Genomic DNA, 24,165 nt, shown 5'->3' with positions numbered 1-24,165 from the left:
CAGCCCGGTGACCGCCAGGGGTGCGGGCGGGGTCACAGCATGCCGTCCCAGAGCTGCTCGACGATGACGGCCCACCAGTTCTCCGGGTCGCGCAGCGCGGTGCGGTCGAGCCCGGCCAGCGCCCACTGGAACTCGGCGACGGCGGGCCCGGCCTGCTCGGGCGGGAGGCCGCGCAGGGCGGGCCGGCGTTCGGCGAGCAGGGCCAGGCAGCGGGTGAAGGCGGTGAGGTCGGCATTGCAGTAGCGGGCCTCGCAGGTGTCGGGGTCGACGGCGCGGACCCTGCCCTGGGCGGCGTCGACGGTCAGCAGCGCCCAGCCGTCGGTGCCGATCACGCGCTGGCCGAGCAGCGCGGCCCGGGCGGCGGCGGTGGCCCGGCGGCCGCGGCCGAGGGCGGCGAGGCGCTCGGTGAGGTCGGGCAGCGGCGGACCGGCCTGCTCGGCGATGCCGTCGGCCTCGGGCAGGTACAGGGTGAAGAAGCCGGGGACCTCGCGCGGCAGGCCGCTGTGCCGCAGCGGGCGGGCGGCGGTCTCGGGCAGGTCGGCGGCGAGCGTCTCGGCCTGCTCGAAGCGGCGCACGCCGTCCTCGCCGAACAGCGCGGCCAGCCGCTTGCCGAGGCCGGTCTCGTCCTCGGGCTGGGCGGGCGGCACCGAGGTCGGGAACGGCACCCGGTTGTAGCCGCTGCGGGTGCGGGCCACCAGGGCCCGCACGGCGGCCGCCCGGTGGTCGTGGCGCGGCCCGTACGGCTGCTCGAACTCCAGCCGGACGCCGGGGAGCCGCTCGGCGACGGCCAGCTCGGAGTAGCTGCCGGGGAGCATCGACAGGCGCAGGTCGGTGCGGAGCGCGATCAGGTTCTCGGCCGGGACGCCCTGCTCGGCGAGCTGCTCCCGGGCGCGCAGGGCCGGGTGCGGCAGCCCGTGCGCGGAGTGGACGGTGAGGGACCGCGGCCGGTCCTGGTCGTCCCGGTAGCTGAGGGTGGCCCGGGTGCCGGGGCCGGTGACCGGCGGCCGGTCCGGGTCGTGGCTGCCGGCGCCGAGGCGGTCGCGGTGCAGCTGCTCGACCACCGGCACCGGGACGGACGGGTAGACGACGAGTTCGCCGGTGGCCCGGTCGACGACGGCGCAGGCCGCGCCGATCTCCTCGGGGGCGCGGCGGGCGCCGGTGAGCGGGTCGGTGAGGAGGGGCGCGGGCTCCGGCCAGAGCACCCAGCCGAGGTCGAACTCGTGGCACCTGACAGGCCGCGCCCCCTCCTGCGGGAGGTCGCCGTTGACCCAGCGGTGGGCGGTGGCGAGGGCCTGCTCGCGGGTGATCATCGGCTGGTGCTCCCGGTGGTGGCGCGGTGGATGGTGAGCCGGGAGCGCGGCGGCACGGCGGCGCCCTCCCCGGCGGCCCCGGCCCGCCCCGCCTCACCGGCGGCCCCGGCGCCTGCGGCGCCCTCGGCGGCCGGGCCGCCCGCGCCGCCCGCGCCGACCGGGGCCGGCTCGGGCACCGGGTCGGCCGCCGGCCCGTCCCCGGCGGCGCGCGCCGGGACGGCGACGGTGGCGGGCAGCGGCGCGGTCAGGTCGATCGGCCGGTCGGCGGCGTCCACCGCGATCGCCCACAGGCCGTGGTCGGCCGGGTAGAGCGGGGTGGGCGCGGCGTAGCCGGTCTGGTGGTCCAGGTAGCTGAGCACGCCCTTGTGGTTGACGGCGTTCCAGGTGTGCGAGCGGCCGAACGCGTCGACGGTGAGCAGCACCGCGCGGGTGCCGGTGCCGTGGGCGAGCAGGGCTTGGCCGAGCCTGCCGTGGGCGTCGGCGCCGTCGCCGAGGTCGAGGAAGCGGGTGCCGAGTTCGAGTTCGGCGCGGTCCCGGCCGCCGCGCTCGCCGGCCGGGCCGTCGGGCAGCCGGGGCGCGGCGCAGGTCGGCACCCCGCCGAGGGTGTCCACGGCGGACAGCGACACGTCCACGCAGTTGTTGGCGCGCCCGCTCTCGGCGGGGCCGCCGCCGTTGAGCACCTCGATCCACTCGCCGACCATCGGGTCCGGCTCGGGCACCGGGGTGCGGCGCACCGCCTCGGCCTGGTGCGCCGGGTCGACCGGGCCGAGCCCGCCGGGCAGGCCGTACGGGCGGCCGTCGGCGAGGACGCGCTCGCGCTCGCCGGCCGGCAGCGGGCCGGCCACGCCGCCGCGCCGCCCGCTGGCGATCACCAGCCAGGCCGCGGACGCCTGGCCGGGGTTCACCGGCAGGACCTGCTCGTCGGTGCCGGACTGGCGCCGGACGTCCACCGGCGGCTCGTAGCCGCGCACCGGGCCGCCGGGCGTCTGCTGGCCGATCCCGCCGCCGCCCGCGGGCGGCACCGGGCCGGTCGCCACCGGCCGGCCGCCGACCGGGTGCTGGCCGACGCCGATCACCGCGGCCGAGCCGCCGGCCGCACCGGGAGCGGTGGCGCCCGCGCCCGTCGCGCCCGGCACCGGGCCGGTCACCGGGACGGGCGCGCCGGCCGCACCGGGGGCGCCGGGGACGCCCGCCGCCGCGCCGGGGGCCGCCCCGACCGGCCCGCCCACCGGGGCGGTGCCGAACACCGGGGCGCCCGCCACGGGCGCGCCCGTCGGGATGCTGCCGCCGACCGGTCCGGCGGAGCCGCCGCCGACCGGGCCGAGCTGGAAGGAGGAGCCGCCGGAGGACGACGAGCCGCCGAAGGACGAGCCCGGGTCCGCGGCGTGCCGGACGCCGCCGCCACCGCCGCCGCCGCCGGACGACCAGACGTCGCCGCCGCTCACCACCGGCGGGACGGTCGGCGCGGGCGGCGCCGCCACCGAGTCGACGTGCACCGACAGCGGCCCGCGCACCGGCGCGACGTAGTCGTTCCCGGAGTCCTGGTAGGAGCCGCCGGACGGGCCGCTGTAGGAGCCGCCGTAGGACGGGGTGCCGTACGAGGCCGCGGCCGAGCCGCCGCCGTACGAGGGGGCGTGCGAGCCGCCGGAGCCGCCCTGGTAGCCGCCGCCACCGCCGCCCCGGTACCCGCCGCTGTCGGCCGGGCCGTGCTGCGAGCCGCCGGCCGGCGCGCTCTGCGCCACCGCGTCCAGCGGGGCGGTGGCCTTCTGGACCGTGCGGTCCACCGGTCCGCCGTCGCCCAGCAGGCCGCCGTCGCCCAGCAGGATCGAGCCGTTCTGCCCGCCGCCGTGCCCGGACGCGTTCGAGGGGCCGCCCGGCAGGTTCGCGCCGTTCTGGCCGCCGCCGTGCCCGTGGCCGCCGCCCTGCTGCCCGTCCGGGACGGGGACCGGCTTGCCGTCGGAGCCGAGCAGGTCGAGCGGACGGCCGTCCGCGCCGAACTGGACGATCTGCCCGCCCGGGGCGGCCGCCCGGCCCGAGGCGTCGACCGTGACCGGGTGGCCGTCGGTGTCCGCCAGCAGGTGGCCCTGGGCGTCGGCGACCAGGCCGGAGACCTGGGTGCCGTCGGCGGTCAGCATCACCGGGTGGCCGTCGTCGCCGAGCTGGAGCTTGCCGCTGTGGCCGAGCGCGAGCGTGATGCCGGTGCCGACCAGCGCGCCGGTCAGGCCGACCAGCAGCGGCTTGCCGTCGGAGCCGAGCAGCGGCTTGCCGTCGGAGCCCATCGCCACGCCGCTGACCGGGACGCCGTCCTTGGTCACCAGCTGCTGGGTGCCGTCCTCGCCCTGCTGGACCGTCAGGCCCTCGACGCCCTTGATCCGCTGGCCGTCCTCGCCGACCAGCACCGGGTTGCCGTGCCGGTCGGTGCGCACCGTGCCGTCGGCCTTCAGCTCGGCGTGCACGCCGGCCACGTCGGCCACCTCCACCGAGCGGGCCACCCCGGCCACCGCCAGCGCCCCGGTGACCTGCCCGGAGCGGCCCGCCACCGAGGACTCCCGGCCCTCGCCGTGCAGGCCCCGCCCGTCGGACTGGGAGATCCGCTCCAGCGCCACCAGCGGCGGCTCCCCGGCCAGCGACTTCGCGGCCTCGCCCATGTCCCGGCCGAGCCGCTCCAGCAGCTGGCCGATCTTCGTCCTGGCGTGCTCGACCGCGGCCAACTCCTCGGCCTCGGCGGTGACTTCCTTCGCCGCGCCGACGACCGCGCCGACCGCGCCGGTCACCAGCCCGCCCAGCCCGGTGGTCATCTGCTTGCCGGCCTGGGCGATGTCCGCCTTGGCCGCGGCCTCGGCGGCGTCCGCCGCCCGGATCTTCTCGGTCAGCTCGGTGAGCACCGCGACGATCTCGGACTTCACCTGGTCGGCGACCCCGGCCGCCTTGTCCAGCGCGGCGGCCACCAGCGCGGCGGCCGCCGAGGCGTCGTCCAGCTGGCCGCGCCCGCCGCCGCTGAACTGCCGCCAGTGCTCGGCGAACGCGTCCACCGCCCGGCCCTTGTTCTCGCCCGAGACCCGCTGCGCCGAGGCGGTGCCCCGGGCGACCAGGGCGTCCGCCTCCGAGCCGAACTCCCGCCACAGGGCCGCCGCCCGGCGCAGTCCGTCCTCGTCCGCCTGCGGCCACGCGTGGCCGGTGCGCGCCAGCGCGGGGGCGAGTTCCTCCGGCAGGTTCCTGGACACGTGCTCCCCCTTCGGGTGGTACGGCTCGGCGCGCGCAGCCGCCCGCCGCCTGGTCTGACTCCGGTTCAGGCCCGGCCGGTTGCGGTCGGGTGGTTCAGCGAAGGCGCGTTGAAGTCCGCGCTGACGTCCTGATCGGTGCGGTCCAGGTTGTCCGCCATGGTGTGCAGCCCCTGCCCGATCCGGCCCAGCCGCTCGGACAGCCCCTGCAGCCCGCCCAGCGCGCCCTCCCGGGCCTCGCCGTACGCGGTGCCGAACGGCGTGCCGGGCTCGTCCGAGCCCCACGGGGCGCCCAGCCCCGCCAGCCCGCTCTCCAGCTGCTTCGCCGCCTTGCCGAACTCGTCCGAGATCCTCTCGAACTCGCGCCCCTCGCCGTGGAGTTCCCACGACCGGATGACGACCTCGTCGCCCACTGTGCACTCCCCCGTGCAAGGGCGCCCTGCGCCCGCTCTACCGGCTGAGCCATCCTAGGACCACTGTCGGCCGGCGCCGACCGGCCTGCGGCCCTTTTCACAGCCGTTTCACCATCGCCACCCACTCGAAACGGGCGCAACCGGCACCGAACGGCACGAACCACCGGCAAAGCCGCGCCGCCGCACCCCGGACCGCCCCGTCCAGGCCCTACCCTTACCGGGTGGCACCTGCTGACAGCACCAAGAACAAGAAGACCAAGAAGCCCGCCAAGGGCACCGGCACCAAGGGCACCGGCCCCAAGGGTCCGGTCGTCGACCTGGCGATGCCCACCGTCCGCGAGGTCGCCCTCGACTTCCCGCGCGCCTGGGTCGAGTTCACCGACCCCGCCGACGAGGACCAGGTGTTCCGCTGCGACCTCACCTGGCTCACCTCCCGCTGGGGCTGCATCTTCGGCAAGGGCTGCCACGGCATCCAGCCCGGCCGCGGCGCCTCCGACGGCTGCTGCACCCTCGGCGCCCACTACTCCGACGAGGACGACGAGCAGCGCGTCGCCGGGCACGCCGCCCGGCTCACCCCCGACATCTGGGAGCACCACGCCGAGGGCACCGACGCCAAGGGCCGGATCCGCCGCGACGGCGGCATCACCATGTTCGACGAGGACGGCGACCGGCAGACCCGCCGCGTCAACGGCGCCTGCCTGTTCCTCAACAGCCCCGGCTTCCCCGGCGGCGCCGGCTGCGCCCTGCACGTGCTCGCCCTGCGCGAGGGCCTGGAGCCGCTGGAGACCAAGCCCGACGTCTGCTGGCAGCTGCCGGTCCGCCGCACCTACGACTGGATCGACCGCCCCGACGACACCCGCTACCTCCAGGTCTCCATCGGCGAGTACGACCGCCGCGGCTGGGGCCCCGGCGGCCACGACCTCCACTGGTGGTGCACCGGCTCCCCCGAGGCCCACAACGCCCCCGACCCGGTCTACGTCTCCTACCGCCCCGAACTCACCGAGCTCATGGGCCCCGCCGCGTACGACCAGCTCGTCGCCCTCTGCAAGGCCCACGACACCCGCCTGGCCCCGCACCCGGCGGACCAGTAGGGGGCGGGCGGGGGCCGGTCCTACTTGTCGATGTCGCCGACCACGAAGAACATCGACCCCAGGATCGCCACCATGTCCGCCACCAGCGTCCCCGGCAGCAGTTCGGTCAGGGCCTGGACGTTGTTGAAGGACGCCGAGCGGAGCTTGAGCCGCCACGGCGTCTTCTCGCCGCGCGACACCAGGTAGTAGCCGTTCAGCCCGAGCGGGTTCTCGGTCCAGGCGTAGGTCTCGCCCTCCGGGGCCTTGAGCACCTTGGGCAGCCGCAGGTTGACCGGCCCGGCGGGCAGCTCCGCCAGCCGGTCGAGGCACGCGTCGGCGAGGTCGAGGGCGTTGGCGGTCTGCTCCAGCAGGCACTCGAACCGGGCCAGGCAGTCGCCCTCCTCGCGGACGGACACCTTCAGGACGTCCCGCAGCTCCCCGTACGCGAGGTAGGGCTCGTCCCGGCGCAGGTCGAAGTCGACGCCGCTGGCCCGGGCGATCGGCCCGCTGACCCCGTACGCGTGGACGTGCTCGCGGGAGAGCACGCCGACGCCCGCGGTGCGGCCGCGGAAGATCTCGTTGCCGAGGACCAGGTCCTCGAAGACCGACAGCTGCCCGCGCACCACGCCGACCGCCCGGCGGACCCGGCCGAGCCAGCCGGCCGGGAGGTCCTCCTTGAGGCCGCCGACCCGGTTGAACATGTAGTGCATCCGGCCGCCGGAGGCCTCCTCCAGGACGTGCTGGAGCTCCTCGCGGCCGTTGAAGGAGTGGAAGATCGGGGTGATGCCGCCCAGCTCCAGGGGGTAGGAGCCGAGGAACATCAGGTGGTTGAGGACGCGGTTGAGCTCGGCCAGCAGCGTCCGCAGCCACACCGCCCGCTCGGGCACCTCCATGCCGAGCATCCGCTCGACGGCCAGCACCACGCCCAGCTCGTTGGCGAACGCGGACAGCCAGTCGTGCCGGTTGGCCAGCATGATGATCTGCCGGTAGTCGCGGGCCTCGAAGAGCTTCTCCGCGCCGCGGTGCATGTAGCCGATGACGGGCTCGGCGCTGGTGATCCGCTCGCCGTCCAGGACCAGCTTCAGGCGCAGCACGCCGTGCGTGGACGGGTGCTGGGGGCCGATGTTGAGCACCATGTCGGTGCTGCCGCCGTCGCCGGGCAGCGTCTGCGCGCCCGGGCCGATGCCGACCGTGGTCTCCGTCATGGCCGTCGCCTCCTTCTACGAGGGGAGAGTCTGCCATCCCGGCAGGCCCGCGAGGTCGTCCGGTACCGGCATGCGGACGGCCTGGACCAGCCAGTGGAACGCGCCGAGCCCGGCCGGATCGGTCAGCTCGGCGGCCTCCCCGGCGCCGGACAGCGCCCGCAGGTAGGCCGCCGGGTCGGTGGAGGCCAGCGCCAGCGGCGGGCGGGCGCCGCTGACGCCGAGCGCGCGCAGCGCCTCGCGCTGGGTGGCGAGCAGCGCCGGGTGCCCGGGCACGGCCGCCGCGTCGAGGGCGACGTGCGCGGTCAGGTCGCACGAGCCGTCGGGGACGGGGGCGCACTCGCGGCCGTTCCGGAACCCGGTCAGGGTGCCGAACGGCGGCCGGGCGGCGCGCAGGTGGGCGTAGTCGACGGCCACCGCGAGGCCCCGCTCCAGGCCGCCGACCGCCGCGGCCCAGGCGGCGTCCCGGGGCCCGCCCAGCTCGACCCGCTCCCCGTCCGGCCACCAGCGCCGGGCCCACTCCCCGTCCGCGGCGTCCAGCGGCCCGCCCGGCCGCTCCGTCCCGTCCGGCGCGACCTCGACGTACCGCAGCCGCCCGTCCGCGCCGCGCTCGGCCACCTCCAGCGGGACGTTGTCCAGCCACTCGTTGGCGAACAGCAGGCCCCGCACGCCGGTGGGGAGCGCGGCCGACCAGCCGACCTCCGCGGGCAGGGCGGCCGGGCGGTCGGCCAGCTCCACCGCCCGGAAGTCCACCCGGGCGCGCAGGTGGGCGGGCAGCAGGGCGCGCACCGCCAGGGTGAGTTCGCCGCGCCCGGCGCCGACGTCGACGAAGTCCAGCCGCTCCGGCCGGCCGAGCGCCGCGTCGACCCCGGCCAGCAGGCGGGCCACCGCGCCGGCGAACAGCGCGGAGGCGTGCACGGAGGTGCGGAAGTGCCCGGCGGGGCCCTCGGGCCCGCGGTAGAAGCCGCCGTCCGGCCGGTACAGGGCGTGTTCGATCGCGGGCCGCCACCGCATCCAGGTCATGGCGGACGACGTTACCGGGACGACGCGGTCTCCACCCTGGGGAGTAGCGGGAGCGGCACCGGATCGCCCTAGCGGCGGAGCAGAACGGCCGTCCGGACTCCCTAGGCTGGAGACGTGCATCGACTCAACGCCTGGCTCCGCCGACACCCCATGGTCGTCGACTCCGCCTGGGCGCTGCTGGTGCTGATGCTCGGCGTGCTCGCGGCCGTCGAGACCAGCGGCATGCCGGACGACCCGCTGCCCTCCTGGAAGCACTACACCGGCGTCGCGGTCGCCTTCCTGCTGCCCGCCCTGATGGTGGTGCGCCGCCGCTGGCCGGACGCCACCACCGGGGCGGCCGTCGCGCTCGGCCTCGGCCAGGTCGCGCTCGGCGTCGAACCCAACGTCTCCAGCATCGCGTACCTGGTGCTGGGCTACACCGGCGCCGCGTTCGGCCGGGTCTGGACGTCCCGGCTGGCGCTGGCGGCGAGCCTGGCGGCCGGGCCGCTGACGCTGTGGCGGCTGGCGCCCTCGGAGCAGCACCAGAGCGGCTACCTGACGGTGTTCACGGCCGTCCTGATGACCACCCCGTTCGTGCTCTGCTGGGCCTGGGGCCGGCTCACCCGGGTCCGCCGCGCCTACCTGGTCGAGCTGGAGGACCGGGCCGCCCGGCTGGAGCGCGAACGCGACGCCCAGGCGCAGGTCGCGGTCGCCGCCGAGCGCGCCAGGATCGCCCGCGAACTGCACGACGTGGTCGCGCACAACGTCTCGGTGATGATCGTCCAGGCCGACGGCGCCGCCTACGTGCTGGACTCCTCCCCGCAGCAGACCAAGGAGGCGCTGAACACCATCGCCTCCACCGGCCGCCAGGCGCTCGCCGAGATGCGCCGCCTGCTCGGCGTGCTGCGCACCTCCGACACCACCGGCGAGTACGTGCCGCAGCCGGGCGTCGAGGAGCTCCCCGACCTGCTGGACCAGGTCCGCACGGCCGGCCTGCCGGTCGACTTCTCCGCCACCGGCGAGGCCCGCGAACTCCCCCGCGGCCTGGAACTGACCGTCTACCGGATCGTCCAGGAAGCGCTCACCAACGTCCGCAAGCACGGCGGCCCCGACGCCCGGGCCAAGGTCGCCGTCGACTTCCGCGACGTCGAGCTCGAAGTCCTGGTCGAGGACGACGGCCGCGGCTCCACCCGCGAACAGCTCGCCGGCGGCACCGACGGGCTCGGCCACGGCCTGATCGGCATGCGCGAACGCGTCGGTATGGTCAGCGGCAGCCTGGACGTCGGGCCCCGGCCCGGCGGCGGCTTCCGGATCCGCGCCGTGCTGCCACTCAAAGCATCCAGATGAAGGAGAGCCGACCGATGCCGATCCGCGTGATGCTGGTCGACGACCAGGAACTGCTGCGCACCGGGTTCCGAATGGTCCTGCAGTCCCAGGGCGACATCGAGATCGCCGCCGAGGCCGGCGACGGCCAGCAGGCCGTCGACGTGCTGCGCACCGCGGAGGTCGACGTCATCCTGATGGACGTCCGGATGCCCCGGCTCGACGGCGTCCAGGCCACCCGCCGGATCTGCCTCGACGACCACGGCGCTCCCGTCGAGCACGCCCCCCGGGTGCTCATCCTCACCACCTTCGACCTGGACGAGTACGCCTTCGCCGCGCTCAAGGCCGGCGCGTCCGGCTTCCTGCTCAAGGACGTTCCGCCCACCGAGCTGGTCGCCGCGATCCGCTCCGTGCACGGCGGGGACGCGGTGGTCGCCCCCACCACCACCCGCCGCATGATCGACCGCTTCGCCGAAGTCCTCCCCACCCCCGCGAGCACCCCCGGCTCCCCCGTCCTGGCCCCCCTCACCGACCGCGAGCGCGAGGTCTTCCTGCTCGTCGCCCAGGGGCTCTCCAACGGCGAGATCGCCGCCCGCCTGGTCCTCTCCGAGGCCACCGTCAAGACCCACGTCGGCCGGATCCTCGCCAAGCTCTCCCTCCGCGACCGCGTCCAGGCCGTCGTCCTCGCCTACGAGAACGGGCTCGTCCGCGCCGGCGAGACCCCCTGAGCCCCGCCCCCGTCCCCGCCGACGCGGGCCGCCGGCGCACGGATGGGTGGGCGGGCGGCAAACCCCCGTACCATTGACCGGTACGTCTGGTACCCCTAGAGGACTGGAACGGAAGAGTGCTGCCCGACTTCGGAGACCCCTCCGACCCCGGTAACCGCCCCGCCCGGCTCGCCGTGGGCGTCGTCGGCGCCGGTCGCGTCGGCCCCGCCCTCGGCGCCGCCCTGCAGTTCGCGGGCCACCGCGTCGTCGCCGCGTCCGGCGTCTCCGCCGCGTCCCGGCGCCGCGCCGAGGCCCTGCTGCCGGGGGTGCGGATGGTGACGCCCCCGCAGGTGATGGCCGCCGCGGACCTGGTGCTGCTGACCGTCCCGGACGACGCCCTCCCCGGTCTGGTGCAGGGGCTGGCCGCCACCGGCGCCGTCCGCCCGGGCCAGTTGCTCGTGCACACCTCCGGCGCGCACGGCGTGGCCGTCCTGGAGCCCGCGACCCGCGTCGGCGCGCTGCCGCTCGCGCTGCACCCGGCGATGACCTTCACCGGCACCTCGGTGGACGTGGCCCGCCTGGCCGGCTGCCCGTTCGGCGTGACCGCCCCGGAGGAGCTGCGCCCGGTCGCCGAGGCCCTGGTCGTCGAGATGGGCGGCGAACCGTCCTGGATCCCGGAAGAAGTGCGGCCGCTCTACCACACGGCGCTCGCGCACGGCGCGAACCACCTGGTCACGCTGGTCGCGCAGGCGATGGAGCTGCTGCGCACGGCGGGCGTCCAGGAGCCCGGCCAGATGCTCGGCCCGCTGCTCGGCGCGGCCCTGGACAACGCGCTGCGCTCGGGCGACCTCGCGCTGACCGGCCCGGTGGCCCGCGGTGACGTCGGGACGGTGCGCACGCACCTGGGCCGACTCGCTACGGTGACCCCGGACATCGGCCAGGCGTACCGGGCGATGGCGAGGGCGACCGCGCAGCGCGCGGTGGCCAACGGCACGTTGAAGCCGGAGCCGGCGGCGGCGCTGCTGGACGTACTGAACGAGGAGAAGCACTGATGGCACGCGACAAGCGCCCGGCGAAGGCCCCGAAGGTCCGCACGGCGGTGCTGACCCGCACCGTGGAGGAGTTCGAGGCCGCGTTCTGGCCGGACGAGCAGCCGGTGGACAACGCCGTGGTGATGACCATGGGCGCGCTGCACGAGGGCCACGCGGCGCTGGTGCGCGAGGCCCGCCGCCAGGTCGGCAAGGACGGCCGGGTCGCGGTGACGGTCTTCGTGAACCCGCTGCAGTTCGGCGCCGGCGAGGACCTGGACCGCTACCCGCGCACCCTGGACGCGGACCTCGCGCTCGCCGGGGAGACGGGCGCCGACGTGGTGTTCGCCCCGTCCGTGGAGGAGGTGTACCCGAACGGCGAGCCGCTGGTGCGGCTGGCCGCGGGCCCGATGGGCGAGGGCTTCGAGGGCGCGTCCCGCCCGGGCCACTTCGACGGGATGCTGACCGTCGTCGCCAAGCTGCTGCACATCACCGACCCGGACTTCGCGGTGTTCGGCGAGAAGGACGCCCAGCAGTTGGCGATCGTCCGCCGGATGGTCGCCGACCTGGACTTCGACGTGGAGGTCGTCGGCGTCCCGACCGTCCGCGAGGAGGACGGCCTGGCGCTGTCCTCCCGCAACCGCTTCCTCTCCGAGGCCGAGCGGACCCGGGCGCTCGCGCTCTCCCGCGCCCTGTTCGCCGGCCGGGACGCCGGCGCGCAGGGCCCCAAGGCCGTCCGCGAGGCGGCCGCCGCCGTGCTGGAGGGCGCGGACGGCATCTCCCTCGACTACCTCGCCCTGGTCGATCCGCTGTCCTTCACCGAGGCGCCGGACGACTTCCAGGGCGAGGCGGTGCTCGCCGTCGCGGCCCGGGTCGGCTCGACCCGGCTGATCGACAACGTGAGCGTCATCGTCCGCTAGCCCGCTAGGGACGCCCCGGGCGGCCGCCGCTCCGCGCGCCGGCCACCCGTCCATCCGGTACGCACCACCAGGCATGCACTCACAGGAGGCGTGACCCATGCTCCGCACCATGCTCAAGTCCAAGATCCACCGTGCCACCGTCACCCAGGCCGACCTGCACTACGTCGGTTCGGTGACGGTCGACGAGGACCTGCTCGACGCCGCGGACCTGCTCCCCGGCGAGCTGGTCCACATCGTCGACATCAACAACGGCGCCCGGCTGGAGACCTACACCATCGCCGGCCCGCGCGGCACCGGCGTCATAGGCATCAACGGGGCGGCCGCCCGGCTGGTCCACCCCGGCGACCTGGTGATCCTGATCGCCTACGGGCAGATGGACACCGCGGAGGCCAAGTCGTACCTGCCGAAGGTGGTGTTCGTCGACGAGCGCAACCGGATCACCGGCCTCGGCGGGGACCCCGCGGACGCTCCCGAGGGCAGCGGACTGGCGCGCGGCGACGCCGCGTACGGTGGTTCGAACGGCGCGGCCGACGCCGCCGCGCGCTGAAGGAGAAGCTGAACCCATGTCGCACCGCCTGACCGCCCCCGCCCCCGGCTGGACCACGAGCACCGACGTGGTCGTGGTCGGCTCCGGCGTGGCCGGACTCACCGTCGCGCTCAACGCCCGCAAGGCCGGCCTGCGGGCCATGGTGGTCACCAAGGCGGTCCTGGACGACGGTTCCACCCGCTGGGCCCAGGGCGGCATCGCCGCCGCCCTGGGCGAGGGCGACACCCCCGAGCAGCACCTGCAGGACACCCTGGTCGCGGGGGCCGGGCTGTGCGACGAGGAGGCGGTGCGCACCCTGGTCACCGAGGGTCCGGACGCGGTGCGCCGGCTGATCGAGGCCGGCGCCGAGTTCGACCTCGACGAGGACGGCGAGATCGTCCTGACCCGCGAGGGCGGCCACCACCGCCGCCGGATCGCGCACGCCGGCGGCGACGCCACCGGCGCCGAGATCGAACGCGCCCTGGTCGCCGCGATAGAGGCCGACCCGGGCCTGGAGCTGATCGAGCACGCCCTCGTCCTGGACCTGCTCACCGACGCCGACGGCCACGCCTCCGGCGTCACCCTGCACGTGATGGGCGAGGGCCAGCGCGACGGCGTCGGCGCGATCCTGGCCCGCGCCGTGGTGCTGGCCACCGGTGGCATGGGCCAGGTCTTCGAGGCCACCAGCAACCCGGCGGTCTCCACCGGCGACGGCGTCGCGCTCGCCCTGCGGGCCGGCGCCGAGGTCACCGACCTGGAGTTCGTCCAGTTCCACCCGACCGTGCTCTGGCTCGGCCCGGACGCGAAGGGCCAGCAGCCGCTGGTCTCCGAGGCGGTCCGCGGCGAGGGCGCGCACCTGGTCGACGCGGACGGGGTGCGCTTCATGGTCGGCCAGCACGAACTGGCCGAACTCGCCCCGCGCGACATCGTCGCCAAGGGGATCATCCGCCGGATGCACGCCAAGGGCACCCGGCACATGTACCTGGACGGGCGGCACTTCGGCGCCGAGATGTGGGAGCACCGCTTCCCCACCATCCTGGCCGCCTGCCGGGCCAACGGCATCGACCCGGTCACCGAGCCGATCCCGATCGCCCCGGCCGCCCACCACGCCTCCGGCGGCGTGCGCACCGACCTGCACGGCCGCACCACCGTCCCCGGCCTGTACGCCTGCGGCGAGGTCGCCTGCACCGGCGTGCACGGCGCCAACCGGCTGGCGTCCAACTCCCTGCTGGAGGGCCTGGTGTTCGCCGAGCGGATCGCCGCCGACCTGGCCGCGCTGAACGCCGCCGGCCGGCTCCCGGCCCGCACCGTCAACATCGGTGCCGCGCAGGCCGCGACGCCCATCCCGCTGCTGCCCGCCGGGGCCCGGGGCGAGATCCAGCACCTGATGTCCACCGGCGCGGGCGTGCTCCGCTCCGCGGAGTCGCTGGCGGCCACCGCCAAGGGCCTGGCCGCGCTGGCCGACCCGGAGCCCCCGGCCGACCCGTCGGTGGAGACCTGGGAGGCCACCAACCTGCACCAGGTCGCCACCGCGCTCACCACCGCCGCCGCCCTCCGCGAGGAGACCCGCGGCTGCCACTGGCGCGAGGACTTCCCCGACCGCGACGACGCCCACTGGCAGCGCCACGTCGTCCACCCGCTCGCCGGCTGACGCCGCCCGCCCCGTACACCCCGCCCCGTCCCGCACACCCCGCCGAACCCCTGGAGCCAGCCACCATGTCCCACTCCGAACTCCCCCTCCTGTCCACCGAGTCCGGCGGCTGCGGCGACGGCTGCGCGTGCGGCGAGGGCGAGGAGTACGAGACCGGTCTCGACCCGGCGCTGGCCGCGCTGCTGGAGGACGCCGGGCTGGACCCGGTCGAGGTGGAGGACGTGGCGATGATGGCCCTGTCCGAGGACCTGGCCGGCGGCGAGGACGTCACCTCGGTGGCGACCGTCCCGGCCGAGGCCGTCGCGACCGCCGACTTCACCGCCCGCCAGGCGGGCGTGGTGGCCGGCCTGCGGGTGGCGGAGGCCGTGGTCTCGCTGGTGTGCGAGGAGGAGTTCGAGGTCGAGCGGCACGTCGAGGACGGCGACCTGGTCGCCCCCGGCCAGGTGCTGCTCTCGGTCCGCAGCCGCACCCGCGACCTGCTCACCGCCGAGCGCTCCGCGCTGAACCTGCTCTGCCACCTGTCCGGCATCGCGACCGCCACCCGCACCTGGGCCGACGCCCTGGAGGGCACCGGCGCGGTGGTCCGCGACACCCGCAAGACCACCCCCGGCCTGCGCGCCCTGGAGAAGTTCGCGGTGCGGGCCGGCGGCGGCGCCAACCACCGGATGGCGCTCTCCGACGCGGCGCTGGTCAAGGACAACCACGTGGTCGCGGCGGGCGGCGTCGTCGAGGCGTTCACCGCCGTCCGGGAGGCCTTCCCCGAGCTGCCGATCGAGGTCGAGGTCGACACGGTCGATCAGATCGCCCCCGTCCTGGAGGCCGGCGCCGACCTGATCCTGCTGGACAACTTCTCCACCGAGCAGCTGCGCGAGGCGGTCGCGCTGGTCGCGGGCCGGGCGAAGCTGGAGGCTTCCGGCGGCCTGACCCTGGCCACCGCGCGCGAGGTCGCCGAGACTGGTGTCGACTACCTGGCCGTCGGCGCCCTGACGCACTCCTCGCCGATCCTCGACATCGGCCTGGACCTCCGCAGTTCCTGACCCTTCGAAGCAGAAAGCCCCCCATGCTCCTCACCATCGACGTCGGCAACACCCAGACCACGCTCGGCCTGTTCGACGGCGAGGAGATCGTCGAGCACTGGCGGATCTCCACCGACCCGCGCCGCACCGCGGACGAACTCGCGGTCCTGCTCCAGGGGTTGATGGGCGCCCACCCGATCGTCTCGGCGGACGACCGGGTGGCCGGCCTGGCGATCTGCTCCTCGGTGCCGGCGGTGCTGCACGAGCTGCGCGAAGTGACCCGCCGCTACTACGGGGACGTGCCGGCGGTGATCGTCGAGCCGGGCGTGAAGACCGGCGTGCACGTGCTGATGGACAACCCGAAGGAGGTCGGCGCGGACCGGATCGTCAACGCGCTGGCCGCCAACCACCTGTACGGCGGCCCGTGCGTCGTGGTCGACTTCGGCACCGCCACCACCTTCGACGCGATCAACGCGCGCGGCGACTACGTGGGCGGCGCGATCGCCCCGGGCATCGAGATCTCGGTCGACGCCCTGGGCGGCCGCACCGCGATGCTCCGCAAGATCGAACTGGCCCGCCCGCGCAACGTGATCGGCAAGAACACCGTGGAGGGCATGCAGTCGGGCATCCTGTACGGCTTCGCCGGGCAGGTCGACGGCCTGGTCAACCGGATGGCCAAGGAGCTCGCCAAGGACCCGAACGACGTCCAGGTGATCGCCACCGGCGGGCTGGCCCCGCTGGTGCTGGGCGAGGCCGACTCGATCGACGTGCACGAGCCCTGGCTGACCCTGATCGGCCTGCGCCTGATCTTCGAGCGCAACCGCCCGGCCACCGCCGCCTGACGCCCGCGCCGGCCCCTCGGGCCCCGCCCTCCGCCACGGGGGGCGGGGCCCGTCGCGTTCCCCACCGCGGCTCGGGGCCGGATGCACCATCTCATAGGCCAATCGGGACAAACACGTCATCAATCGCCATAAGTCGGACGTACGCCACGTACTGTCGACCCATGCCAACGCCACACGGATCGCGCGGCGGCATGGCCTTCAGCGCCGACGAAGTCCGGGTGCTGCGCCGTGTCCTCGCCCAAGCCCTCTACCCGGCCGCCTCCGACCGGCTCCCACTGCCCGCCGCGGCCGGCGAGCTGTGGGCCGAGGACGTCCAGGACGCGCTTCGGCTGACCGAGGCCATCGACGAGGCGGTCCAGGAGGGCGGCCGGCTGCGCGCCTTCCTGCTGATCGACCTGGCCCGCTACCGCTCCGCCCTGCCCGGCAGCGCCGGAGGCTACCTGGACCGCCTGGAAGAGGCCGTCACCGACGGCTACCTGCCCACCGCCGAGGACCTGTCGGCGCTGCGCTCGCTGTCCCGCCAGCCGTGCGGACCGCACGAACAGGCCCGCCGTTCCCGGCTCGCCGGCCGCTGCCACGCGATCGCCGAGGCCGAGGTCCGCGAGCGGCTCTCCCTCGGCTCCGGGCAGCGCCACCTCGCGGCGGTGCCGAGCCCGGCGTCCGAACCCCAGCCCGCCATCCCAGTTGGAGGACGGTTCCCGATGAGCGACCAGCAGCCCCAGCACCCCGTCGAGCGCCCCCGGCCCCGCCGGATGCCGACCCCCGCCGAACTCTTCGGCCGCCGCTCCCGCCCGGCCCCCCACCAGGACCCCCCGGACGACGAGAACCGCCCGGAACTCGCCACCGGCACCGACGGCTGACCCCCGCACCGCCCGCGCGGGCCCCCTCCGGGGCGGAGGGGGCCCGCGCGTTCCGCGCGGTCGGCGCGCGCCGCCGGATATCCCGTGGCGGAGCAGGCCGTCAGCCTGGCTACCCTGGTGGGGTGAGCGATCAGAGCACTCTCCCCGCGACCGACGACCTTCCCGAGCAGATGCGCGTCCGGCGCGAGAAGCTGGACCGGCTCCGGGCGGCCGGCATCGACCCGTACCCGGTCGGTTTCCCCCGCACCACCACCATCGCCGAGCTGCGCGAGAAGCACCCCGACCTGGCCCCGGACACCGCCACCGGCGAGCGGGTCGGCGTCACCGGCCGGGTGGTCCTGGCCCGCACCGGCGGCAAGCTCTGCTTCGCCACGCTGCGCGACGGCTCCGGCGACCTCCAGGTGATGCTGTCCCTGGACAAGCTGGGCGCCGAGCGGCTGGCCGCTTGGAAGGGCGACATCGACCTCGGCGACCAGGTCGGCGTCGAGGGCGAGGTGATCACCTCCAAGCGCGGCGAGCTCAGCGTGATGGTCGACCGCTGGGAGCTCACCGCGAAGTGCCTGCGCCCGCTGCCCGACAAGCACAAGGGCCTGAGCGACCCGGAGGCCCGGGTCCGCCAGCGGTACGTCGACCTGATCGTCAACTCCGAGGCGCGCGAGATGCTCCAGCTGCGCACCAAGGTGATCCGCTCGATCCGCCGCACCTACGAGGACCGCGGCTACCTCGAGGTCGAGACCCCGATGCTGCAGCCGATCCACGGCGGCGCCAACGCCCGCCCGTTCAAGACGCACATCAACGCGTACGACATCGAGCTGTACCTGCGGATCGCGACCGAGCTGTACCTCAAGCGCCTGGTGGTCGGCGGCGCCGAGAAGGTCTTCGAGATCAACCGGAACTTCCGCAACGAGGGCGCGGACGCCACCCACAACCCGGAGTTCACCGCCCTGGAGTCGTACGAGGCGTACGGCGACTACGACACCCAGGCCGAGCTGATCCGGGCGATCATCGTCAACGCCGCCCGGGACGCGCTGGGCACCACGGTGGTCAGGGGCGTCGGCCCGGACGGCACCGAGCACGAGATCGACCTGGCCGAGCCCTGGCAGGAGGTCTCGGTCTACCCGGGCATCTCCGCGCACCTGGGCACCGAGGTCACCCCGGCCACCTCCGTCGAGGAGCTGCGCGAGCTGGCCGCCAAGCACGGCCTGGACGAGTACCTGGACCCGAAGTGGGACCACGGCCAGATCGTGCTGGAGCTGATCGAGCGCCTGCTGGAGCACCACGCGATCAAGCCGACCTTCATCAAGGACTACCCGACCTCGGTCTCCCCGCTGACCCGGCAGCACCGCTCGATCGAGGGCGTCGCGGAGAAGTGGGACCTGGTGATCTTCGGCACCGAGATCGGCACCGCCTACTCCGAGCTGATCGACCCGGTCGAGCAGCGCGCCCGGCTGACCGCGCAGTCCCTGCTGGCGGCCGGCGGCGACGTCGAGGCGATGCAGCTGGACGAGGACTTCCTGCGCGCCCTGGAGTACGCGATGCCGCCCACCGGCGGTCTCGGCCTGGGCGTGGACCGGCTGATCATGCTGCTCACCGGCAAGAACATCCGCGAGACGGTGCTCTTCCCGCTCGTGAAGCCCGAGAAGGCCGAGCGGGCGGAGAAGTCCCCGAAGAGCGAAAGGGCCGCAGCCGCGGCCGGGTCCGACACCACCGAGGAGTAACCGTGGAGTACGTCAGCGCGATCGTCCCGCCGCTGGTGATGGCGATCGGTTTCGCCTTCCTGGTGCGGGCCATCATCCGCAGCCAGGGCGGCGCCCAGAAGGCGAAGGAGGACGCCGCGGCCGAGGCCATGGCGTCGCGTTCCCCCGCCGAATAGCGGTTTCCCGCCGGGCGCGCCGTTCCCCCTCCGGGGAGCGGCGCGCCGTCCGTTTGCCGTTTGCCGCCCTTTGTCCGCATCGGTCCTATCCTTGGCGGCACTATGGTGCGGCAACTCGGAGAACTTGAGAACGACATCATGACCCGGGTGTGGCAGTGGAACCGCCCCGTCACCGTCCGGGAGGTTCTGCAGGATCTGCGGTCGGAACGCGAAATCGCGTACACCACCGTGATGACCGTGCTGGACAAGCTCTATCGAAAGGGCTGGGTGCGCCGGGAGCGCGCCGGGCGCGCATACCGATATGAGCCGGTCTCGTCCCGGGAGGCGTACACCGCGGCGCTGATGAACGACGCCTGGGCGACGAGCGACAATCCGGCGGCCGCCCTGGTGCACTTCTTCGGGATGATGTCGCCGGAACAGCGCGAGTGGCTGCGCGACGCGCTGCGGGTGGCGGGCGTCGACGCCGAGGAGACCGCCCCGCCCGCGGCACGATAACGTTCCCCGGCATGGAGGTCACCATCCGCCGCGCGCGGACCACTGACGTGCGCGCCATCCGCCGGCTCATCGACACGTACTCCCGGAACGGCATTCTGCTCGACAAGCCGACCGTCACACTGTTCGAATCCGTCCAGGAGTTCTGGGTCGCCGAACGCGACGAGGACGGCCGGGTGGTGGCCTGCGGCGCGCTCCACGTGATGTGGGAGGACCTCGCCGAGGTGCGCACCCTGGCGGTGGACCCGGTCTGCAAGGGGCTCGGTATCGGGCACCAGCTGCTGGACAAGCTGCTGGAGACCGCACGCTGGCTCGGCGTCCGTCGGATTTTCTGCCTGACGTTCGAGGTTCCGTTCTTCTCGAAACACGGCTTCGTGGAGATCGGCGAAAACGACGATCGTACGGCAGACCCGGCCGCCGTGGCCACGGAAGTCTATGAAGAACTCCTGCGCTCGTACGACGAAGGCGTCGCCGAGTTCCTCGACCTGGAGCGGGTGAAGCCGAACACGCTGGGCAACTCCCGGATGCTGCTGCACCTGTGAGTCATGCCCGGGAGCGCGACCTGCGACACAGGGGTTTGTGTTTTCCGGGAAAAGGCGCTTTCCTTTCTCTAGGCAATGGATCGTTATCGCGGAAAGGGAAGCCCGTGGCACAGAGGGTTCAGGTCATTCTGGAAGACGATCTCGACGGCGGATCCGCGGACGAGACGGTGACGTTCGCCCTGGACGGCGTGGCCTACGAGATCGACCTGAAGAGCGACAACGCGGAGAAGCTCCGCGGCCTGCTCGCCCCGTACGTCGAGAAGGGCCGCAAGCAGAGCGGTCGGCTGACCGCCCCCCGCCGCGGTGGCGGCGGCGGTGGCCGGAGCACCGGTCGGGCCGCCGCGGCCGGGCAGGCGGACACCGCCAAGATCCGCACCTGGGCGAAGGAGAACGGCCTCCCGGTCAACGACCGCGGCCGCGTCCCGAGCAACGTGCGCGAGGCGTACGAGAAGGCCAACGCCTCCTGAGCCCCGGCGGCCCTCAGCGGGCGGGCGGCAGGCCCAGCCGTTCCCGCGTGCAGGCGTCCGCCAGGGCGTCGAGCAGGCAGAGCAGGTCGGGCGAGCGCAGGTCGAGGGCGGGCGGGCGGGTGCCGGCCCGCAGCCAGTGCGCGGTCCGCGGTTCGGGCACCCGGGGGGCTCCCGGGTGCGCCGCGCGGGCCTCGATGGGCAGTCGCAGCTCCGGGCCCCAGCCGAGCCAGCGGAGCAGTTCGGGCACCGGTTCGGCGGCCCCGGGGGCGAGCAGGAAGGCCGCCCGGCCGGCCCGCCGCAGCACCGGCCCGGTGGTGCGGCCCAGCCGCTCCAGGCGCCCCAGGGCGGCCCTGGCGGGCCCCAGCGGGGCGGTCACCCGGTCCGATCCGCGCCAGAGCGCGGCGGCGGGCGGTGCGGCCGGGGCGGCCGGCGGCGGACGGGTCACGACCTGTGCAACGCTGGAGGGGCCGGGCGGTCACGCGACCGCCACCGGTACGGCGGTACGCCACCCGCGGCCGACCCGTTGATCCGTCACCCCGGGCCCTCGGTCGGCAGACTTCTCGCCAGGCGAACACGCACCCTGCGGAAACCGCGCGAAACCCGCCGGATTACCGGGTATGAATGCTGGTGGACGGGGTCCCAGGAGCCCGGACGCAGCACGTCGCGGGTCCGGTGCGCCGGTTCGACCGAACCGTGTTCGCCGTTGGCGTAGCGGGAACCGGTGCATCGGGCCCGTCGCTGGGAACACCGTCTCCCAGCATCAGGTTGGGACAGGTGTCGGCTGGTCGCGCAGCATGTTGCTCCCGCTCCGTGGGAGTTCCGTAGCCGCGCTGCTGAGCGGGACTAGCATGCGGAAGGACAGGGCGGGGACGGCCCCCGAACTGACCGACCGCTCTGAGGAGCGATTAACGATGTTCGAGAGGTTCACCGACCGCGCGCGGCGGGTTGTCGTCCTGGCACAGGAAGAAGCCCGGATGCTCAACCACAACTACATCGGCACCGAGCACATCCTCCTGGGCCTGATCCACGAGGGCGAGGGTGTCGCCGCAAAGGCGCTGGAGAGCCTCGGCATCTCGCTCGAGGCGGTCCGCCAGCAGGTCGAGGAGATCATCGGTCAGGGCCAGCAGGCCCCGTCCGGCCACATCCCCTTCACCCCCCGGGCGAAGAAGGTCCTGGAGCTGTCGCTCCGCGAGGCCCTCCAGCTCGGCCACAACTACATCGGCACCGAGCACATCCTGCTCGGCCTGATCCGCGAGGGCGAGGGCGTCGCCGCCCAGGTCCTGGTGAAGCTCGGCGCCGACCTGAACCGGGTGCGCCAGCAGGTCATCCAGCTGCTGTCGGGCTACCAGACCGGCAGCGGCAAGGAGTCCGCCACCGCCGGCGGCCCGGCCGAGGGCACCCCGTCCACCTCCCTGGTGCTCGACCAGTTCGGGCGCAACCTGACGCAGGCCGCCCGCGAGGCCAAGCTCGACCCGGTGATCGGGCGCGAGAAGGAGATCGAGCGGGTCATGCAGGTGCTGTCCCGCCGCACCAAGAACAACCCGGTGCTGATCGGCGAGCCCGGCGTCGGCAAGACCGCCGTCGTCGAGGGCCTGGCCCAGGCGATCGTCAAGGGCGAGGTCCCGGAGACGCTGAAGGACAAGCAGCTCTACACGCTGGACCTCGGCGCCCTGGTGGCCGGCTCGCGCTACCGCGGTGACTTCGAGGAGCGCCTGAAGAAGGTGCTCAAGGAGATCCGCACCCGCGGCGACATCATCCTGTTCATCGACGAGCTGCACACCCTGGTCGGCGCGGGCGCCGCCGAGGGCGCGATCGACGCCGCCTCCATCCTGAAGCCGATGCTGGCCCGCGGTGAGCTGCAGACCATCGGCGCCACCACGCTGGACGAGTACCGCAAGCACCTGGAGAAGGACGCCGCGCTGGAGCGCCGCTTCCAGCCGATCCAGGTCGCCGAGCCCTCGCTCCCGCACACCATCGAGATCCTCAAGGGCCTGCGCGACCGGTACGAGGCGCACCACCGCGTCTCGATCACCGACGCCGCCCTGGTCGCCGCCGCCACCCTGGCCGACCGGTACATCTCGGACCGCTTCCTGCCGGACAAGGCGATCGACCTGATCGACGAGGCCGGTTCCCGGATGCGCATCCGCCGGATGACCGCGCCGCCGGACCTGCGCGAGTTCGACGAGAAGATCGCCGAGGTCCGCCGGGAGAAGGAGTCCGCGATCGACGCGCAGGACTTCGAGAAGGCCGCGTCGCTGCGCGACAACGAGAAGCAGCTGCTCCAGGCGAAGGCCAAGCGGGAGAAGGAGTGGAAGGCCGGCGACATGGACGTCGTGGCCGAGGTGGACGAGGAGCTCATCGCCGAGGTCCTGGCCACCGCCACCGGCATCCCGGTCTTCAAGCTGACCGAGGAGGAGTCCTCGCGCCTGCTGCGCATGGAGGACGAGCTGCACAAGCGGGTCATCGGCCAGGAGGACGCCATCAAGGCGCTCTCCCAGGCGATCCGCCGCACCCGCGCCGGTCTGAAGGACCCGAAGCGCCCCGGCGGTTCGTTCATCTTCGCCGGCCCCTCGGGCGTCGGTAAGACCGAGCTGTCCAAGACCCTGGCGGAGTTCCTGTTCGGGGACGAGGACGCGCTGATCGCGCTCGACATGTCCGAGTTCTCGGAGAAGCACACCGTCTCGCGGCTGTTCGGCTCCCCGCCCGGGTACGTGGGCTACGAGGAGGGCGGCCAGCTCACCGAGAAGGTGCGTCGCAAGCCGTTCTCGGTCGTCCTCTTCGATGAGGTCGAGAAGGCCCACCCGGACATCTTCAACTCGCTGCTGCAGATCCTGGAGGACGGTCGCCTGACCGACTCCCAGGGCCGGGTCGTGGACTTCAAGAACACGGTCATCATCATGACCACCAACCTCGGCACCCGGGACATCTCCAAGGGCTTCAACCTGGGCTTCGCGGCCACGGGTGACGTCCAGGCCGGCTACGAGCGGATGAAGGCGAAGGTCGGCGAGGAGCTCAAGCAGCACTTCCGCCCCGAGTTCCTCAACCGCGTCGACGACATCGTGGTCTTCCACCAGCTGTCCGAGGCGAACATCATCGAGATCGTCGACCTGATGATCGCCCGGGTCGACCAGCGGATGAAGGACCGGGACATGGGCATCGAGCTCAGCCCGGAGGCCAAGAGCCTGCTGGCCAAGCGCGGGTACGACCCGATCCTGGGCGCGCGTCCGCTGCGCCGCACGATCCAGCGGGAGATCGAGGACCACCTGTCCGAGAAGATCCTGTTCGGTGAGCTGCGCTCCGGCCACATCGTGGTCGTCGGCGTGGAGGGCGAGGGCAAGGAAGCCAAGTTCACCTTCCGCGGCGAGGAGAAGTCCCCGGTGGCGGACACTCCGGCGGCGGTCTCGGCGGCGGGCCCGGATCTGACCAAGTAATAGCCCCGCAAAGCGTTTCGCAAGCCTCCGCCCCCGACCTGGCAAGGTCGGGGGCGGGGGCTTTTCCGTGTCCGGCTTTTCAGTTGAAAAACTGTTTAGGTTTCCGTGTGCTGTGAATCCGGGGCCGGATGCCCGCCGAACGGGTGGGCGGCGGCGTGGTGCGGGCACGACCGGCCCTTGCCCGGAAGGCCGTGCAGGTAGATTGACGGATCGTCAGACGATAAGAGTTGCCGGAGCATAGCGGCGTGGCCATGCCAGGGTCAAGGTCT

21 protein-coding genes and 1 pseudogene are annotated in these 24,165 nt (G+C 74.1%); 16 read left to right on the top strand and 6 right to left on the bottom strand.

Going from position 1 to position 24,165, the window contains the following annotated elements:
* Nucleotides 1–32 precede the first annotated feature (32 nt).
* From OO48_RS08485 to OO48_RS08475, 3 genes are all read right to left on the bottom strand, one after another.
* Entirely contained in the window at nt 33–1,310 is a 1,278-nt protein-coding gene (locus tag OO48_RS08485; RefSeq protein WP_033213814.1) for an SUKH-4 family immunity protein, read from the bottom strand.
* A complete protein-coding gene (locus OO48_RS08480; protein ID WP_033213813.1) occupies nt 1,307–4,534 on the bottom strand; it encodes a toxin glutamine deamidase domain-containing protein in 3,228 nt (1,075 codons plus the stop codon). The genes OO48_RS08485 and OO48_RS08480 overlap by 4 nt, the downstream gene beginning before the upstream one ends.
* A gap of 65 nt (nt 4,535–4,599) precedes the next feature.
* Nucleotides 4,600–4,944, bottom strand: a complete 345-nt coding sequence (locus tag OO48_RS08475; protein ID WP_033213811.1) for a WXG100 family type VII secretion target — start codon at nt 4,942–4,944, stop codon at nt 4,600–4,602.
* Between the two features lie 221 nt (nt 4,945–5,165).
* Here OO48_RS08475 and OO48_RS08470 point away from each other — a divergent pair, with 221 nt between their 5' ends.
* On the top strand, nt 5,166–6,035 hold the full coding sequence (locus OO48_RS08470; protein WP_033213809.1) for a DUF3109 family protein: 870 nt from the start codon (nt 5,166–5,168) through the stop codon (nt 6,033–6,035).
* Between the two features lie 20 nt (nt 6,036–6,055).
* Here OO48_RS08470 and OO48_RS08465 read toward each other — a convergent pair whose 3' ends face one another.
* Nucleotides 6,056–7,219, bottom strand: coding sequence for an NADH-quinone oxidoreductase subunit D (locus tag OO48_RS08465; RefSeq protein ID WP_033213805.1), 1,164 nt, complete (start codon nt 7,217–7,219; stop codon nt 6,056–6,058).
* Nucleotides 7,220–7,234: 15 nt separating this feature from the next.
* Entirely contained in the window at nt 7,235–8,239 is a 1,005-nt protein-coding gene (locus tag OO48_RS08460; protein WP_033213803.1) for an SAM-dependent methyltransferase, read from the bottom strand.
* 114 nt (nt 8,240–8,353) lie between these two features.
* On the opposite strand from OO48_RS08460, the gene OO48_RS08455 reads away from it, so the two are divergent.
* The 14 genes and pseudogenes from OO48_RS08455 to OO48_RS08390 all read left to right on the top strand — a co-directional run bounded on the left by OO48_RS08455 (nt 8,354) and on the right by OO48_RS08390 (nt 20,465).
* Nucleotides 8,354–9,565: a sensor histidine kinase gene (locus tag OO48_RS08455; RefSeq protein WP_033213801.1), complete on the top strand. Its 1,212-nt coding sequence runs from the start codon at nt 8,354–8,356 to the stop codon at nt 9,563–9,565.
* A 14-nt stretch (nt 9,566–9,579) separates the two neighbouring features.
* Entirely contained in the window at nt 9,580–10,269 is a 690-nt protein-coding gene (locus OO48_RS08450; RefSeq protein WP_033213800.1) for a response regulator, read from the top strand.
* 119 nt (nt 10,270–10,388) lie between these two features.
* Nucleotides 10,389–11,322: pseudogene (locus OO48_RS08445) on the top strand (Rossmann-like and DUF2520 domain-containing protein); the annotation flags it as partial.
* Nucleotides 11,300–12,196, top strand: coding sequence for a pantoate--beta-alanine ligase (gene panC, locus OO48_RS08440; protein ID WP_033213798.1), 897 nt, complete (start codon nt 11,300–11,302; stop codon nt 12,194–12,196). The pseudogene OO48_RS08445 and the gene panC, both read left to right, overlap by 23 nt.
* A 97-nt stretch (nt 12,197–12,293) precedes the next feature.
* Nucleotides 12,294–12,743 carry an aspartate 1-decarboxylase gene (gene panD / locus OO48_RS08435; protein WP_033213796.1) on the top strand — a complete coding sequence of 150 codons (450 nt, stop codon included), beginning with the start codon at nt 12,294–12,296 and terminating at the stop codon, nt 12,741–12,743.
* A 16-nt stretch (nt 12,744–12,759) separates the two neighbouring features.
* Complete coding sequence (locus tag OO48_RS08430) at nt 12,760–14,373, top strand: L-aspartate oxidase (RefSeq protein WP_033213792.1); 1,614 nt, start codon at nt 12,760–12,762, stop codon at nt 14,371–14,373.
* A 65-nt stretch (nt 14,374–14,438) separates the two neighbouring features.
* A complete protein-coding gene (gene nadC / locus OO48_RS08425; RefSeq protein WP_033213790.1) occupies nt 14,439–15,410 on the top strand; it encodes a carboxylating nicotinate-nucleotide diphosphorylase in 972 nt (323 codons plus the stop codon).
* A 23-nt stretch (nt 15,411–15,433) separates the two neighbouring features.
* Complete coding sequence (locus OO48_RS08420) at nt 15,434–16,231, top strand: type III pantothenate kinase (protein WP_033213788.1); 798 nt, start codon at nt 15,434–15,436, stop codon at nt 16,229–16,231.
* A 161-nt stretch (nt 16,232–16,392) separates the two neighbouring features.
* On the top strand, nt 16,393–17,091 hold the full coding sequence (locus OO48_RS08415) for a hypothetical protein (RefSeq protein WP_063830641.1): 699 nt from the start codon (nt 16,393–16,395) through the stop codon (nt 17,089–17,091).
* Nucleotides 17,092–17,213: 122 nt separating this feature from the next.
* A complete protein-coding gene (gene lysX, locus OO48_RS08410; RefSeq protein ID WP_051731902.1) occupies nt 17,214–18,809 on the top strand; it encodes a bifunctional lysylphosphatidylglycerol synthetase/lysine--tRNA ligase LysX in 1,596 nt (531 codons plus the stop codon).
* A 2-nt stretch (nt 18,810–18,811) separates the two neighbouring features.
* Nucleotides 18,812–18,964 (top strand): hypothetical protein, encoded by a 153-nt coding sequence (locus tag OO48_RS38825; RefSeq protein ID WP_033213784.1) that lies wholly within the window; start codon nt 18,812–18,814, stop codon nt 18,962–18,964.
* 102 nt (nt 18,965–19,066) lie between these two features.
* Complete coding sequence (locus tag OO48_RS08400) at nt 19,067–19,459, top strand: BlaI/MecI/CopY family transcriptional regulator (RefSeq protein ID WP_033213905.1); 393 nt, start codon at nt 19,067–19,069, stop codon at nt 19,457–19,459.
* A gap of 11 nt (nt 19,460–19,470) precedes the next feature.
* The gene (locus tag OO48_RS08395; protein ID WP_033213782.1) at nt 19,471–19,998 is read left to right on the top strand and encodes an amino-acid N-acetyltransferase; all 528 of its coding nucleotides are present in this window, start codon (nt 19,471–19,473) and stop codon (nt 19,996–19,998) included.
* 104 nt (nt 19,999–20,102) lie between these two features.
* Nucleotides 20,103–20,465: a histone-like nucleoid-structuring protein Lsr2 gene (locus OO48_RS08390; RefSeq protein ID WP_033213780.1), complete on the top strand. Its 363-nt coding sequence runs from the start codon at nt 20,103–20,105 to the stop codon at nt 20,463–20,465.
* A gap of 13 nt (nt 20,466–20,478) precedes the next feature.
* Here OO48_RS08390 and OO48_RS38140 read toward each other — a convergent pair whose 3' ends face one another.
* On the bottom strand, nt 20,479–20,910 hold the full coding sequence (locus tag OO48_RS38140; RefSeq protein WP_051731901.1) for a hypothetical protein: 432 nt from the start codon (nt 20,908–20,910) through the stop codon (nt 20,479–20,481).
* A 466-nt stretch (nt 20,911–21,376) separates the two neighbouring features.
* Between OO48_RS38140 and OO48_RS08380 the strand changes: the two genes are divergently transcribed.
* A complete protein-coding gene (locus tag OO48_RS08380; RefSeq protein ID WP_033213778.1) occupies nt 21,377–23,896 on the top strand; it encodes an ATP-dependent Clp protease ATP-binding subunit in 2,520 nt (839 codons plus the stop codon).
* Nucleotides 23,897–24,165: the final 269 nt, after the last annotated feature.

Origin of the sequence: Kitasatospora phosalacinea (genome assembly GCF_000716545.1) — a bacterium.
GTDB classification, from domain to species: domain Bacteria; phylum Actinomycetota; class Actinomycetes; order Streptomycetales; family Streptomycetaceae; genus Kitasatospora; species Kitasatospora phosalacinea.
This window is presented reverse-complemented; position numbering and strand designations above follow the sequence as displayed.

Bases quoted from the DNA above. Each gene is read 5' to 3' on its own strand.
- OO48_RS08465 (WP_033213805.1), bottom strand. From the start codon at position 7,219: ATGACGGAGACCACGGTCGGCATCGGCCCGGGCGCGCAGACGCTGCCC.
- OO48_RS08430 (WP_033213792.1), top strand. From the start codon at position 12,760: ATGTCGCACCGCCTGACCGCCCCCGCCCCCGGCTGGACCACGAGCACC.
- OO48_RS08450 (WP_033213800.1), top strand. From the start codon at position 9,580: ATGCCGATCCGCGTGATGCTGGTCGACGACCAGGAACTGCTGCGCACC.
- OO48_RS08420 (WP_033213788.1), top strand. From the start codon at position 15,434: ATGCTCCTCACCATCGACGTCGGCAACACCCAGACCACGCTCGGCCTG.
- OO48_RS08485 (WP_033213814.1), bottom strand. From the start codon at position 1,310: ATGATCACCCGCGAGCAGGCCCTCGCCACCGCCCACCGCTGGGTCAAC.
- OO48_RS08460 (WP_033213803.1), bottom strand. From the start codon at position 8,239: ATGACCTGGATGCGGTGGCGGCCCGCGATCGAACACGCCCTGTACCGG.
- panC (WP_033213798.1), top strand. From the start codon at position 11,300: ATGGCACGCGACAAGCGCCCGGCGAAGGCCCCGAAGGTCCGCACGGCG.
- panD (WP_033213796.1), top strand. From the start codon at position 12,294: ATGCTCCGCACCATGCTCAAGTCCAAGATCCACCGTGCCACCGTCACC.
- nadC (WP_033213790.1), top strand. From the start codon at position 14,439: ATGTCCCACTCCGAACTCCCCCTCCTGTCCACCGAGTCCGGCGGCTGC.
- OO48_RS08395 (WP_033213782.1), top strand. From the start codon at position 19,471: ATGGAGGTCACCATCCGCCGCGCGCGGACCACTGACGTGCGCGCCATC.
- OO48_RS08380 (WP_033213778.1), top strand. From the start codon at position 21,377: ATGTTCGAGAGGTTCACCGACCGCGCGCGGCGGGTTGTCGTCCTGGCA.
- OO48_RS08400 (WP_033213905.1), top strand. From the start codon at position 19,067: ATGGTGCGGCAACTCGGAGAACTTGAGAACGACATCATGACCCGGGTG.
- OO48_RS08415 (WP_063830641.1), top strand. From the start codon at position 16,393: ATGCCAACGCCACACGGATCGCGCGGCGGCATGGCCTTCAGCGCCGAC.